Below are 14,361 nucleotides of genomic sequence, written 5' to 3' on the forward strand. Positions count from 1 at the left end.
GGTATGTCCTCAGTAAATCAAAAAGAAAGTGCAATAACGCACGAATATTACCCTATTTATCACCGGATGAGGTAAGTTATTATGAATTTTTATGTTATCACTGGAAAAAATATGCAACGTCGAAACTTTTTAGCCATGGAGCCTCATCTGTTATTTAGTATTATTAATATGAAACTAAGAGATGAATTTGAATCGCTGGATGATTTGGCACGTAGTTATGATATTGACCAGGAAGCATTGATAAAGAAATTATTGGATGCTGGTTATCAATACCAGCCATCCAATAACCAGTTTCGCTAACTTAACGAGTCACCCATCCCTGCTTATGTAAGTAGTCCAGAATAAACGGGCGACGTTCTTTACGAACCGTGGCGGCTATTTGCTCACTCCAACTCACATGCTTTTTATTTTCTGAACGAGCCTCGTAATAAGCCACAATATGGGCATCATATTGTGCCAGTAACTCCCGATTTAATGGTTGGTAACTATTCTCGTGCACCACAATCTCCGCCGGCAAACGGGGCTTCTGTTCAGGATGTTGATCGGGATAACCCAAACATAAACCAAACAACGGCAATACCTGTTTTGGCAACTGCAGTAACGCCGTCACTGCCGCAATATTATTTCTTAAGCCACCAATATACACGCCACCCAACCCCAATGATTCTGCTGCCGTTAAAGCATTTTGCGCCATCATGGCGGTATCTACTGCCCCTAACAATAGCTGCTCGGCATAGCCCAGCTCGGCTTCAGGACAAATTTCCTGATTGCGATGATAGTCAGCACAAAATACCCAAAATTCCGCCGCCTGAGCCACATGTTTTTGACCACCGCTATATTCAACCAAAGCCAAACGTAAATCGGGATCGGTCACTCGAATAATCGAACTGCATTGCAAAAAGCTGGAGCTCGATGTCGACTGCGCGGCCCGAATGATTGCCTGACGTTGTTCATCTGTTATCGGCTGAGGTGTAAAGGCACGAATGGAACGATGAGAGCAAATTAGATCGATGGTCGGTGTCATAAGAAGTCCTGATTTGGGGTTGGTAGAACGTGTATATAGGCTTAAAACACGGGTTATCGTAACACAAGCAACACCTCTGGCAGAAAATGATTCCCCATCGGCCAACTGCTATATGTTTTTTTACACAAATTTTTCTTTATAAATTTATACAGTTAGTGTCAGATAGGTAAGATTTATCAAACTGACAGGTAATTCCTGCTTTTTTTTACTGTCTGTGACGGGCATAGTAATGCAGTTTTTATCATATTGGCTAACGGCGAAAAGCCGAACATTCTAATAATTTTAAGGAGTATTCATGTTTGTTGTGATTTTTGGACGTCCTGGGTGTCCTTATTGTGTTCGTGCTAAAGAATTAGCAGAAAAATTAAGTCAGGAACGCGACGATTTCAGCTATAACTACGTTGATATTCATGCAGAAGGTATTACTAAAGCCGACCTGGAAAAAACCGTTGGTAAACCAGTAGAAACCGTACCTCAAATCTTTATCGACCAGGTTCACATTGGTGGTTGCACTGATTTTGAAGCTTATGCGAAAGAAAATCTGAGCCTGTATCAATAATTATTGATAATTAATCTGACTCAACAAAAAACCGGAGCTATGTTCTCCGGTTTTTTTATCTTTATTAACCACAAATTAGCGCCGTTCATCATCTCTGGTGATGCCAAAATGCTGATAGGCATGCTGAGTAGCCATACGCCCTCTTGGCGTACGTTGAATGAAGCCCTGTTGAATCAAATAGGGTTCGATAACATCTTCGATAGTTTCTCTTTCTTCACCAATTGCCGCCGCCAGATTATCTAACCCGACCGGGCCACCCATAAACTTATCGATAATGGCCAGTAGCAACTTACGATCCATAAAGTCGAAACCTTCAGCATCAACATCCAGCATATCCAACGCCCGGGTTGCCACATCGCCATCAATAGCACCATTAGCTCTGACTTCGGCGAAATCACGTACCCGGCGCAGCAGGCGGTTAGCTATACGTGGTGTTCCTCGTGCCCGACGGGCTATCTGATTTGCCCCTTCCTGTGACAAATTAAGATCCATACACAGAGCACTACGTGAAACGATCGATTCCAGATCGGCGACCTGATAAAACTCTAAACGCTGTACGATACCAAAACGATCGCGTAACGGCGAAGTGAGTGAACCTGCACGTGTTGTGGCGCCCACCAGAGTAAACGGAGGTAAATCAATTTTGATAGAGCGTGCCGCCGGGCCTTCACCAATCATGATATCCAACTGATAGTCTTCCATCGCCGGATACAGGATCTCTTCTACTACTGGCGAAAGGCGATGGATCTCATCAATAAACAGCACATCATGCGGTTCAAGATTGGTTAGCATTGCTGCCAGATCCCCGGCCTTTTCCAGAACAGGGCCGGAAGTGGTTCGCAGGTTTACCCCCATCTCATTAGCCACAATATTAGCCAATGTGGTCTTCCCTAGTCCCGGAGGGCCAAAAATTAGCAGATGATCCAGCGCATCACCACGCAATCTGGCGGCCTGAATAAAGATTTCCATCTGTTCACGAACGTGGGGCTGCCCAACATACTCACTCAGCAGTTTGGGGCGCATTGCACGGTCAATAGGGTCTTCTTCTTCAAACTGTGCTACGGGTGAAATCAAACGATCGGCTTCAATCATGCTTTTTCTCTTTCTACTTACAGTGCAGAACGCAATGCTTCACGGATCAGGGTTTCACTGTCAGCACCCGGTGTTACCACTTTGCTAACCAGTCTGCTGGCTTCCTGCGGTTTATACCCCAAAGAAACCAGTGCAGATACCGCTTCAGATTCCGCATCGTTATCCGCGCTTTTCGACGGGCTAAGCGGAAGCAAATCATTATTGTTGTTAAACAGATCGCCATTAAGCCCTTTGAAGCGATCTTTCATTTCCACCACTAAACGTTCAGCAGTTTTCTTTCCAACACCCGGGAGTTTAACTAATATGCTAATTTGCTCTTGTTCAACCGCGTGAACAAATTGCTGCGCTGACATACCAGAGAGAATAGCCAAAGCTAGCTTTGGCCCTACGCCATTCACTTTAATCAATTCGCGAAACAGTGCCCGCTCCTGCTTATCATTAAAGCCATATAGCAATTGAGCATCTTCACGCACTACAAAATGAGTGAAAATAATGGCTTCCTGACCCCGATCGGGTAATTCATAAAAACAGCTCATTGGCATAAACACTTCATAACCAACACCATTTACCTCAAGCAAAACTTCAGGTGGCTGTTTTTCCAGAATAACTCCACGTAAACGACCAATCACGACTCAGGCTCCTTATGGCTTACACAGGGCAGAAACTGAAGATAAACGTTCGTCTTAAGTGGGCTGCCGCTCAATATCTCTATTTATACACGTATTACAAACAAAAGCTGGATAAATATCCAGCTTTTGTTCTATTTATTTGATCGCCGCATCACTTAGCATCAGCATTTCACTCAATCATTCTCCAACTCGCCCGCGAGCCAGCGTTAATCTGGCGTTGCCCATGCGAATGGTATTTTGACTCAGGTGACAGTGGGTAATAGCAATTGCCAGCGCATCAGCAGCATCGGCCTGTGGGTTAGCCGCCAGTTTAAGCAAGGTTCTCACCATGTGCTGTACCTGTGATTTTTCTGCGGCTCCGTGCCCGACTACCGTTTGTTTAACCTGACGAGCAGCATATTCAAATACCGGTAAATCCGCATTGACTGCGGCAACAATTGCCGCACCACGCGCCTGCCCCAGTTTTAATGCTGAGTCAGCATTACGAGCCATAAATACTTGTTCAATGGCGAAGAAATCGGGCTGAAACTGGGTGATAATTTCACTGACGCCGGCGTAGACCAGCTTAAGGCGAGTGGGAAGATCGTCGACAGCGGTGCGAATGCAACCGCTACCGAGATACTCTAGCTTACGCCCCTGCTGACGAATTACGCCGTAACCGGTAATTCGCGAGCCGGGGTCAATGCCAAGAATAATGGCCATTAAAGCGTTGCCGCAACCTCATCAGAGATTTCACCATTGTGGTAAACCTCTTGAACGTCATCGGAATCTTCCAGCATATCAATCAAACGTAGCAGTTTTGGTGCAGTTTCTGCATCCAGTTCTGCTTTGGTTGATGGGATCAGGGAAACCTCAGCCGCGATAGCCACCAGACCCGCTGCATCCAGCGCATCTTTCACATCACCAAAGCTTTCTGGTGTGGTGAAAACATCGATAGCGCCATCATCATAAGTCACAGCGTCGTCTGCACCCGCTTCTAATGCTGCGTCCATTACCGCATCTTCATCGGTACCTTCCGCATAGGAAATCACGCCTTTCTTAGTAAACAGATAAGAAACGGAACCGTCAGTACCCAGGTTACCACCAGTTTTAGTAAACGCATGGCGAACTTCAGATACAGTACGGTTACGGTTATCACTCAAACACTCAACCATAACCGCTGTACCGCCAGGACCGTAACCTTCATAAATGATGGTTTCCATATCGTTATCATCACCACCACCCACACCGCGGGCAATAGCGCGGTTTAAGGTATCCCGCGTCATGTTGTTTGATAACGCTTTATCGATAGCAGCACGTAAACGCGGGTTCGATCCTGGGTCACCACCACCTAATTTGGCTGCTGTGACCAGTTCACGAATGATTTTTGTAAAAATTTTACCGCGTTTTGCATCTTGTGCCGCTTTACGATGCTTGGTATTGGCCCATTTACTATGACCTGCCATAAAAAATCTCCAGTCGAAAGCCGGTTAAGGCTTAATGAGAAATAACAAATTCTTCAATCGCCTGCCGATTGCTCCACGATTTTGTCAGTTGAGCAGCCTGCGTTTTTTCCAACCATTGGTAAGCATGATGTTCAGTCAACACAATCTCACGCTCGCTGGGTAGTGCCAGACAAAACCAATGTTCCAGATTATGCGTTGTACCTGGCGCATAACGGTGGCGAAAATGTGTGAAAATTTCAAATTCAACACTGCGTTGACAGTCTTGCAGAATCAGCGTTTCTGCCTGAATATCAATGCCAACCTCTTCCTTGACCTCGCGCAGCGCCGTTTGTTCCGTAGACTCTCCCGCTTCCAGACTACCGGTAACCGATTGCCAAAAGTCAGGATCGTCGTTACGTTGTAATATAAGCACCCGTCCGCTATCACGGCTGTAGATCACAACCAGCACAGATTCCGGGCGCTTAAACTGCTTCATATTACTTGTCTGACTTCTCTGTGACTACGCTGATAGATAGCTCTTTCAACGATGCCGGATTAGCGTAGCTTGGTGCTTCAGTCATCAGACAAGACGCTGCCGTCGTTTTCGGGAAGGCAATAACGTCACGAATATTTTCAGTACCGGTCAGTAACATGACTAAACGGTCCAGACCAAATGCAATCCCTGCATGCGGCGGTGTACCATATTTTAGCGCATCCAGTAAGAAACCAAATTTCTCACGCTGTTCCTGTTCATTAATACCCAGAATACCAAATACGGCTTGTTGCATTTGACCACTGTAGATACGAACTGAACCACCACCCACTTCATAACCATTCAGTACCATGTCGTAAGCATTGGCAATAGCTGACTCAGGATCCGCAACCAATTGCTCAGGAGTCATCTCTTTTGGTGAAGTAAACGGATGGTGCATTGCCGTTAAGCCACCTTCTCCGTCATCTTCAAACATAGGGAAGTCGATAACCCACAACGGTGCCCAACTGTTTTCATTAGTGATCTTCAGGTCACGACCCACTTTCAGTCGCAGTGCCCCCATGGCGTCGGTTGCTACTTTAAAGCTGTCAGCACCAAATAACAGAATATCGCCATCTTTTGCCTGAGTACGTTCCAGCATCGCTTCGATAATCTCAGCAGTGAGGAATTTAGCTACCGGACTCTGTACGCCATCCATGCCACCATTACGATCGTTGACCTTCATCCAGGCCAGACCTTTAGCACCATAAATAGAAACAAACTGAGTGTAGTCATCAATTTGTTTACGGGTTAATTGCGCACCACCGGGTACACAAAGCACTGCAACACGACCTTTAGGGTCGTTTGCCGGGCCAGAGAATACTTTGAAATCAACATCTTTCAACAAGTCAGCAACGTCAACCAGCTCCATTGGGTTACGCAGATCCGGTTTGTCAGAACCGTAACGGCGCATCGCTTCAGCGAAGGTCATGCTTGGGAACTGGCCTAAATCAACACCTTTCACATCTGCCCACAGTTCACGAACCATTTTTTCCATAATGGCCCGAACCTGTTCTGCACTCATAAAGGAGGTTTCGACGTCGATTTGGGTAAATTCTGGCTGACGATCTGCCCGTAAATCTTCATCGCGGAAACACTTCACGATTTGATAATATCGGTCAAAACCGGACATCATCAGCAACTGTTTAAACAGTTGAGGGGACTGAGGCAGAGCATAGAATTTGCCTTTATGTACCCGGCTTGGCACCAGATAGTCACGAGCACCTTCCGGTGTCGCTTTAGTTAGCATTGGGGTTTCAATATCCAAAAAACCGTTGCTATCCATATAGCGACGAACAAATGCCGTAATACGCGCTCGGGCTTTCAGGCGTTCTGCCATTTCCGGGCGACGCAGATCCAGATAGCGATATTTCAGGCGCTGCTCTTCAGTATTATTTTGGTTAGAATCCAGCGGCAATGGCTCTGAACGGTTAATGATATTCAGCGTATGGGCGAAAATTTCTACGCCACCGGTTGCCATATCTTTGTTTGCCTGACTTTCAGGACGGGCACGTACGGTTCCAACGATCTGGATGCAGTACTCATTACGTAACTCAGAGGCTTGTTCATATGCAGCTTTGCAATCAGGATCAAAAAATACCTGCACAATACCTTCGCGGTCACGCATATCGATAAAAATTAAGCCACCTAAGTCACGACGACGATTGACCCAGCCGCACAGGGTTACTTCTTGCCCAACGTGAGTGGTATTGAGCTGTCCACAATAATGAGTACGCATAACGATCTATCCTTTTATTCAGCTAATGCTGCGCCCGGGCAATTCGCCTGACAGGCCCCAGCACAAGGGGTATCTGATGAAGTATTCTTACGGCTTTGCGGGGCTTCACTCGCATACCAGCCGGAACCTTTCAAATGAAAATTTCCCGGGGAGACCAATTTAACTAATGCTGATTCACCACACTCCGGACATTCGACCAAAGGGGCATCCGCTAACTTCTGTAATTTATCCAGACGATGGTGGCAAATACCACACTCATATTCATAAATAGGCATAATAATGATTCTGAATACCGATCGTTTGTTATTTCATTCAGGATGAAGCTGAAATGTTAACCCATAGCGTCACCCAAAAGGCGGCTATTATAAAGGAAATTATCACTGCCGATAAGTGCTACATCAGGTGACATCAACCTGATTCAAACTAATTTATGCTTAAACGAACAAAAAATCAGCACTCTTGTTTTTAAAATCTGCTCGTTTACTTATTTCTGAACAAGAATTATGACGTTGCTTTATCCACAACTTTGCTAATTATTTCCCTGAAAATTAAATTTGATGATAATAATTCAACTTTATCGTCATATTTTTTGTCTTATAAAATAATAAGTAAGCTAAACTTATTTCTTTATAGCGGAATTTTTTGCTATATCCGGTTATTATTCTGTTGCAAAAAATCATATCTGTGGGGTGATAAATGGTTAGCGCACTGTATGCCGTGCTGGGCGCACTACTATTATTTAAGCTATCTCTTGATGTAGTAAAGCTTCGTACCCAATATCGGGTTCCTTTTGGCGATGGCGGCTTTTATGAGTTGCAGATGGCTGTTCGTATTCATGGCAATGCCGTGGAATATATTCCTATTAGCCTGATATTAATGGTAATTATGGAAATGAATGGCGCTAATGTGTGGTTAGTTCACGTTAGTGGAATTATGTTATTCGCTGGTCGTCTCAGCCATTATTATGCTTTACGTCATCGCGACTGGTTCTGGCGTCGCTCTGGTATGGCGGCTACCTATATTTCTATGGTAATGATGATTTGTGCCAATATCTATTATTTGCCGTGGGAGCAAATTCTGATTCTGTACTAATTTTGTATTGCAGAAATACCAACCCATCATTATCACACTGTTGGTTATTTGCCGCGGGGTTTACAGACATTCCCCCACTGCTCTGATAAACTGTGCCCCTTATTTCATTGTTCTGACTCTTTCTATTGCTATGTCAAACCGCGATACCTTATTTGCTGCCCCAATAAATAAACTGGGTGACTGGACTTTCGATGAACAGGTCGCCGAAGTGTTTCCGGATATGATTCAACGCTCCGTTCCCGGTTACTCCAATATTATCTCGATGATTGGCATGCTGGCTGAACGTTTTGTTCGCCCCAATACCCATATTTATGATTTAGGTTGTTCTCTCGGCGCTGCAACCCTGTCGGTTAGACGTAATATTAAAGTTGATGGCTGCCATATTATTGCCGTCGATAATTCACCGGCAATGGTTGAACGCTGTCGCCGTCATATTGATGCTTTTCGCGCGGCTACGCCGGTGGAAGTCATTGAGGCTGACATTCGTGATGTTGAAATTCATAATGCCTCAATGGTGGTGTTGAATTTTACCCTGCAATTTCTCGAACCCGATGATCGCCAACGTTTACTGAATAAAATCTATCAGGGAATGCTGCCCGGCGGCATTCTGGTGTTATCGGAAAAATTTAGTTTTGAAGATCGGCAAATTGGTGAATTATTGTTTGATATGCACCACGATTTCAAACGCGCGAATGGCTATAGCGAGCTGGAAATCAGTCAGAAACGCAGCATGCTGGAAAACGTCATGCGTACCGACAGCGTTGAAGCTCACAAAACTCGTCTGCATCAGGCGGGCTTCAACCATGCCGAAACCTGGTTTCAATGCTTTAACTTTGGCTCATTGATTGCGGTAAAAGAGGAGGCTAAATCATGATTGAGTTTGGTGATTTTTACCGACTGATTGCTAAAGGCCCCCTTAGTCACTGGTTAGAAACTCTGCCGGCACAAATTGCTGCCTGGCAGAAGAGTTCCCATCACGGACAATTCAAACAGTGGTTTAACGCCGTTGAATATATGCCAACCATTAAACCCGAGCCGCTAGACTTATTACACAGTGTTACTGCGAATACCTCTCCTGAACTGAGTGAAGGTCAACAGTTGGGTATATTAACGCATTTGAAAACATTGATGCCCTGGCGTAAAGGGCCGTTTAACCTTTATGGCATTCATATTGATACTGAATGGCGTTCGGACTGGAAATGGGAGCGTGTTGTCCCCCATATCTCTTCTTTAGCTGGTCGTACCGTGTTAGACGTTGGTTGCGGTAGCGGTTATCACATGTGGCGCATGATTGGTGCTGGCGCTCATTTAGCCGTTGGTATCGATCCTACCCAACTGTTTTTATGCCAGTTTGAAGCGGTACGTAAACTGTTAGGTGGCGATCAGCGAGCACATTTATTGCCATTAGGTATTGAGCAATTACCAGAATTAAAAGCATTTGATACGGTATTCTCCATGGGAGTGCTCTACCATCGTCGCTCTCCTCTCGACCATCTGTATCAATTAAAAAATCAGTTAGTTTCTGGTGGTGAATTGGTGCTGGAAACCATCGTGATTGAAGGTGATGAACATCAGGTTTTAGTGCCAGGCGATCGCTATGCTCAAATGCGTAACGTCTATTTTATTCCGTCAGCGGCGGCTCTGGTTAACTGGCTGGAAAAATGCGGCTTTATTGATATCCGCATTGTCGATATTTGCCCTACTACCATCGAAGAACAACGCAAAACTGATTGGATGACCAGTGATTCGTTAGCTGAATTTCTGAACCCGCAAGATCACAGTAAAACTATTGAAGGATACCCGGCTCCCATCAGGGCTGTTATTGTAGCTAAAAGACCATAACTCTCGGTCTGTTTAGCGGATTAAAGGATTAAACCATGATATTTTGCAGACCCGTTATTTCTCTGTTTGCCATTGTATTCAGTGGCTGCTTTTTACTTAGCGGCTGCACAATGCAAATTTCGGAAAAAGAAGATGACCAGCCTGGTACCGCCAATGCACTTCCGGTAGAGATCCAGATGCAACGTCTTCACTCCTATCCTGAAGGCGGAAGTCTGGTTATTCCAGCTACGGAAATGGCTGCTGGTGATATTCTGTTAACCTCACCTTATGGGCCTACCTCATTAGGCATCCGTCTGTTTAGCGCTTCAACGGTTAGCCATGCCGCAATTTATTTAGGCAACGACCAGGTCGTTGAGGCGGTTGGTGGCAGTGGAGTACAAATCGTTTCTCTGGATAAAGTGATGGATCACAACTCCAAGATTATTGTCTTCCGGGTGCCTGAATTATCAGTAGAACAAGCATTAGCCATTCGTGACTTCTCAGAGTCACAGGTTGGTCAACGCTATAACTATAATGGTGTGGCTTTGATGGCACCGTTTATGATGACACGTCAGTTATGTAGCCTGAATCCATTCTCTGAAAAATTCCGCAATAGTTGCATTAGCACATTAGCTAAAGTTCAACTGGGCTCAGACGATGATGCCAAAGGTAGCTTTTTCTGTTCCCAGTTTGTCATTGAAGCCTACAATCGAGCCGGACGTCCTATCACTGCTTCCGATCCGGTTTGGGTCAGCCCTGTAGATCTACTTCATATGCGCGAAGGTGATGTCGCCTCGTTGACCCCAAATAAACCACTGTTGTATGTAGGCCATCTGAAAAAAGGTATCGTTGAAAACACTACCGCTTCGATTCAGGACTTCTTTAGCTTCAAGTAACAGGGATAAGCCAAATTTCAGCATGGTTTATTTGATCTTTTCAAGATCTGGGGTAATCATTAATCCATTGTTAATCATTACACTCCGGCATTCACTCTTGTCTTACTTACACTTTTAAGGGATGTCGTACCTTTATAAAAATACAGGAGATTATATGAAGAGAAAGCGCATGGATGGTTCAGCAACCACAGCAATTTACCGCAATATCATTATTGGATTATCTTCTCTTGTTACTTTTCCCGCTTTAGCTAATACCGAACCATCAGCAATGCCTTCCGTTGAAACCATGGCTTATGTTGCCACCTATAATCCTAATGGCGAAGGTATCTACCTGATGAAGGTAGACAAAGAGGGTTCGCTTACAAAAGATAAACTGGTTAGCAATATTCCTAATGCTGCGCAAATGGTATTAGACAACAACAGCAAACATCTTTATGTCGCCAGTGAAGTCGTGAACTACAACGGTGGAAAACATGGTTCACTCACGGCTTATGCCGTAAATAGCCAGGATGGCAGTTTGAAAAAGCTGAATGAAGTTGACTCTCAGGGCGCTGGCCCGGTCTATCTTTCAATTCACCCCGATGGTAGGTATCTGCTGGTGGCAAACTATATTAGCGGCTCCATCGCCAGTTTCCCGATTAATAAAGATGGTTCGCTGGGGCGTCCGGCATCGGTCAAACAAAGTAGTGGAGAACCAGGAGCAAGTAAGCCCGCAGCGGCTGTCGAAGGCAGTTTCGCTTTTAGCGATCATGATGGTCCCCATGCTCATATGATAGCCAGCGATCCTGATGGTAAATTTGTTTACTCTACTGACCTGGGGTTAGACCGTATTTATCAATGGCGGATGGATAGCAGTAATGGCGTTCTTTCAGCTAACAATCCACCTTTTATCGCTGCATCATCAGCAGGTGCCGGCCCTCGCCATTTTGTTTTTCACCCAACGAATAAACATGTCTATTTGATTAATGAAGAGTCCTCCACGCTGAGCATCTATTTATTTGATGCCGAAAATGGAAAACTGACAGAACAACAAACGGTCTCATCGCTGCCTGATGGATATAAAGGAACCAGCTTCGCTTCTGGCTTGGTGCTCAGCCAGGATGGTCATCATCTGTATGTAGCGAATCGTCTGCATAACAGTATTTCTCATTTCAATATTAATGAGAACGGTAGCTTAACGCTGGCGGATAATATTTGGACGCATGGTGACTACACTCGTACGCTGGTTATTTCCCCGGATGGTCAGTCACTGTACGCCATGAACCAGCGTAGCGATAACATCACTCAATTTAACCTCGACCCAACCAATGGCAAACTGACATTCACTCATCGCTTTACCCCTGTCGGTAGTCCATCGCAAATGCTGTTTATTACTCATCAGTAGTTAGCCACTCTCTAAAATTTGATGAAAATAACAAAGTAAAAAGGCCAGATTGATATCTGGCCTTTATGTCATCCGGGGATGGTTACCCTATCTGTTGGCGAAACCGTACCACGCTGGGAGCAAAAACTTCCTTCATGGCCGCCACCATATCACTATCAACCTGAAACTGAGCAAATTCATCGGCCTCACTGTCAGTATTCATACTCACTCCCGCCTTACGATAACGCATGCAGGAAGGAATAGTCTGACAGGCTGAAGTATGAATCTCCTGAACCCCTGCTTCAATGAACTTATGAATATTGGTCAGGCGAATACCTCCGCCGGGCATAATAACCGGCCGTTGGCTTTGCTGAATCAAGGTACGAATTAAGGGTAATCCAACTTCAGCAGTCTGCTGTTGTCCCGACGTCAGAATACGGTCCACTCCCAAATCCGTCAGTTGGCTCAGTGCCAGTAACGGATTAGCACACATATCAAACGCCCGATGAAAGGTAATAGACATTCCCTCCGACTGACGGAGGATTTGCTGCATACGTTCAACGTCAATATGACCGTCTTCCGTCAGGATCCCAATGACGATACCGGGGAAACCAAGATCACGAATCTGGTCAATATCACGTTTAATAATGGCAAACTCATTTTCGCTATAGCAAAAGTCCCCTCCTCTTGGACGTACAATCGGATGAACCGGAATAGAAAGCTGATGAGAAACCCAGTCAAGCATGCCGATACTCGGCGTAATTCCCCCTTCTTGCTTGCCTGCACAAAGTTCTATACGATCCGCGCCAGCGCGTTCGGCCTTTATGGCACAATCGGCGCTATAACAACACACCTCCAGTTTTGACATCTTTCCCCCTAAATCAAGTAAAAACAAAACAATTCTTGAGCAAGAGAACACATCTGGCGTAGTCTACACTTTAATAAATAACACCCAATCAAAGGCGCACTAAAGGTTTTATTATGGCATCTAATTTTGATCTGTATGTGGAGCGACGTCACACCGATAGTGATAAGTGGCATAAATATGAAGATAAGGAGATTATTCCCCTGTGGGTTGCGGATAGTGACTTTAAATCTCCTCCTTCTGTTATTGAAGCCCTACAAAAACGAATAGCCCATGGTGTATTTGGTTATGGCTACCCTTCACCTGAACTGGTTGAAGTGTTCATTCAGCGAATGAAAGAGCGCTATCAATGGGAAGTAAAACCAGAATGGCTGGTTTTTCTACCCGGATTGGTGTGTGGATTAAACTTATGCGTTCGGGCATTAACTACTCCGGAGCAAAGTACTATTGCACCACACCCCATCTATCCTCCATTTATGAAATCTGCCCGCTTCGCTAACCGAAATCAGGTTTCTGCACCGGTTAAGCTACAAAACAAACGTTGGGTGTTAGATCTGGAGGCGACTGAGAATCAACTATCGGGTTCAGAAAAGCTCTTGTTGTTGTGTAACCCACAAAATCCTGGAGGAACTGTTTATCGTCGCCATGAATTAGCGGCTCAGCTTGATTTTGCCCAGCGACATAATCTGATTGTTTGTTCAGATGAAATCCACTGTGATCTATTGCTGGAAAAGGGATTAGAGCACATTCCTTTTGCCTCTCTTAGCGAAGATGCAGCTCAACGTTCTGTGACGTTAATGTCTCCATCCAAGACCTTTAATATCGCCGGATTAGGCGCCTCAATTGCCATTATTCCAAACGCAGCATTACGCCATCGCTTTACCGAAGCCAGAGCCGGTATTGTTCCCAGCGTAGATATTCTGGCTTATGTTGCGGCAACAGCAGCTTATCAGAACGGGGATGAATGGCTGGAGGAGCAATTAACTTATCTGCGCGGTAATCGGGATCTGGTAATGGAAAGCATTAATGCGATTCCGGGGCTAAAATTAATGCCCGTCGAAGCCACATATCTGGCCTGGATTGATGCTTCAGGATTAGCAGTAACCAATCCGCACGCATTCTTTGAGCAGGCTGGTGTGGGTTTATCTCCTGGCAGTGACTTTGGTAATCCAAACTTTGTTCGGCTGAATTTTGGCTGCCAGCGAGCGTTGCTGGAACAGGCATTAACCCGTATGGCAAATGCCGTAGCAAACTTACCCGCTTTAGTCTGACAGAGTACGGCCACGATTAAATCATAAGGTGGCCGTTTTTTCCTTTACTACCATC

Annotated in this window: 17 protein-coding genes; 8 read left to right on the top strand and 9 right to left on the bottom strand. The window is 45.2% G+C overall.

The annotated features are described in order from the left end of the window. Positions 1–111 precede the first annotated feature (111 nt). Positions 112–300: a DUF4250 domain-containing protein gene (locus I2494_RS01985; protein ID WP_228350808.1), complete on the top strand. Its 189-nt coding sequence runs from the start codon at positions 112–114 to the stop codon at positions 298–300. 1 nt (position 301) lies between these two features. Here the strand turns inward: I2494_RS01985 and nfsA are convergent, their stop codons facing one another. Beyond that, the gene (gene nfsA / locus I2494_RS01990) at positions 302–1,024 is read right to left on the bottom strand and encodes an oxygen-insensitive NADPH nitroreductase (protein WP_218465654.1); all 723 of its coding nucleotides are present in this window, start codon (positions 1,022–1,024) and stop codon (positions 302–304) included. Between the two features lie 295 nt (positions 1,025–1,319). Here nfsA and I2494_RS01995 point away from each other — a divergent pair, with 295 nt between their 5' ends. Further along, a complete protein-coding gene (locus tag I2494_RS01995) occupies positions 1,320–1,583 on the top strand; it encodes a GrxA family glutaredoxin (protein WP_108899566.1) in 264 nt (87 codons plus the stop codon). Between the two features lie 75 nt (positions 1,584–1,658). On the opposite strand, the gene ruvB is transcribed toward I2494_RS01995, so the two are convergent. The 7 genes from ruvB to I2494_RS02030 all read right to left on the bottom strand — a co-directional run bounded on the left by ruvB (position 1,659) and on the right by I2494_RS02030 (position 7,273). Beyond that, complete coding sequence (ruvB, locus tag I2494_RS02000) at positions 1,659–2,675, bottom strand: Holliday junction branch migration DNA helicase RuvB (RefSeq protein ID WP_218465653.1); 1,017 nt, start codon at positions 2,673–2,675, stop codon at positions 1,659–1,661. A 17-nt stretch (positions 2,676–2,692) separates the two neighbouring features. Next, positions 2,693–3,304, bottom strand: coding sequence for a Holliday junction branch migration protein RuvA (gene ruvA / locus I2494_RS02005; protein WP_218465652.1), 612 nt, complete (start codon positions 3,302–3,304; stop codon positions 2,693–2,695). Between the two features lie 177 nt (positions 3,305–3,481). After that, the gene (ruvC, locus tag I2494_RS02010; protein ID WP_218465651.1) at positions 3,482–4,006 is read right to left on the bottom strand and encodes a crossover junction endodeoxyribonuclease RuvC; all 525 of its coding nucleotides are present in this window, start codon (positions 4,004–4,006) and stop codon (positions 3,482–3,484) included. Then, a complete protein-coding gene (locus I2494_RS02015) occupies positions 4,006–4,749 on the bottom strand; it encodes a YebC/PmpR family DNA-binding transcriptional regulator (RefSeq protein WP_218465650.1) in 744 nt (247 codons plus the stop codon). Before I2494_RS02015 ends, ruvC begins: the two co-directional genes overlap by 1 nt. Positions 4,750–4,780: 31 nt before the next feature. Continuing rightward, on the bottom strand, positions 4,781–5,224 hold the full coding sequence (nudB, locus tag I2494_RS02020) for a dihydroneopterin triphosphate diphosphatase (RefSeq protein ID WP_218465649.1): 444 nt from the start codon (positions 5,222–5,224) through the stop codon (positions 4,781–4,783). A gap of 1 nt (position 5,225) precedes the next feature. Beyond that, positions 5,226–6,998 (bottom strand): aspartate--tRNA ligase, encoded by a 1,773-nt coding sequence (aspS, locus tag I2494_RS02025; RefSeq protein WP_218465648.1) that lies wholly within the window; start codon positions 6,996–6,998, stop codon positions 5,226–5,228. A 14-nt stretch (positions 6,999–7,012) separates the two neighbouring features. Then, positions 7,013–7,273 carry an FmdB family zinc ribbon protein gene (locus I2494_RS02030; protein ID WP_218465647.1) on the bottom strand — a complete coding sequence of 87 codons (261 nt, stop codon included), beginning with the start codon at positions 7,271–7,273 and terminating at the stop codon, positions 7,013–7,015. A gap of 421 nt (positions 7,274–7,694) precedes the next feature. On the opposite strand from I2494_RS02030, the gene I2494_RS02035 reads away from it, so the two are divergent. The 5 genes from I2494_RS02035 to I2494_RS02055 all read left to right on the top strand — a co-directional run bounded on the left by I2494_RS02035 (position 7,695) and on the right by I2494_RS02055 (position 12,191). Continuing rightward, positions 7,695–8,090, top strand: a complete 396-nt coding sequence (locus I2494_RS02035) for an MAPEG family protein (RefSeq protein ID WP_218465646.1) — start codon at positions 7,695–7,697, stop codon at positions 8,088–8,090. A gap of 130 nt (positions 8,091–8,220) precedes the next feature. Continuing rightward, complete coding sequence (gene cmoA, locus I2494_RS02040) at positions 8,221–8,964, top strand: carboxy-S-adenosyl-L-methionine synthase CmoA (protein WP_218465645.1); 744 nt, start codon at positions 8,221–8,223, stop codon at positions 8,962–8,964. Continuing rightward, positions 8,961–9,932 (top strand): tRNA 5-methoxyuridine(34)/uridine 5-oxyacetic acid(34) synthase CmoB, encoded by a 972-nt coding sequence (gene cmoB, locus I2494_RS02045; protein WP_218465644.1) that lies wholly within the window; start codon positions 8,961–8,963, stop codon positions 9,930–9,932. Before cmoA ends, cmoB begins: the two co-directional genes overlap by 4 nt. A gap of 35 nt (positions 9,933–9,967) precedes the next feature. Continuing rightward, a complete protein-coding gene (locus I2494_RS02050) occupies positions 9,968–10,807 on the top strand; it encodes a YaeF family permuted papain-like enzyme (protein ID WP_218465643.1) in 840 nt (279 codons plus the stop codon). A 169-nt stretch (positions 10,808–10,976) separates the two neighbouring features. After that, the gene (locus I2494_RS02055; RefSeq protein ID WP_218466014.1) at positions 10,977–12,191 is read left to right on the top strand and encodes a lactonase family protein; all 1,215 of its coding nucleotides are present in this window, start codon (positions 10,977–10,979) and stop codon (positions 12,189–12,191) included. An 82-nt stretch (positions 12,192–12,273) separates the two neighbouring features. On the opposite strand, the gene cutC is transcribed toward I2494_RS02055, so the two are convergent. Continuing rightward, positions 12,274–13,038 (bottom strand): copper homeostasis protein CutC, encoded by a 765-nt coding sequence (cutC, locus tag I2494_RS02060; protein WP_218465642.1) that lies wholly within the window; start codon positions 13,036–13,038, stop codon positions 12,274–12,276. A gap of 113 nt (positions 13,039–13,151) precedes the next feature. On the opposite strand from cutC, the gene I2494_RS02065 reads away from it, so the two are divergent. Next, positions 13,152–14,306: a MalY/PatB family protein gene (locus I2494_RS02065; RefSeq protein WP_218465641.1), complete on the top strand. Its 1,155-nt coding sequence runs from the start codon at positions 13,152–13,154 to the stop codon at positions 14,304–14,306. Positions 14,307–14,361: the final 55 nt, after the last annotated feature.

The sequence above is a fragment of the Limnobaculum allomyrinae genome (assembly GCF_016649425.1).
Classification (GTDB): domain Bacteria; phylum Pseudomonadota; class Gammaproteobacteria; order Enterobacterales; family Enterobacteriaceae; genus Limnobaculum; species Limnobaculum allomyrinae.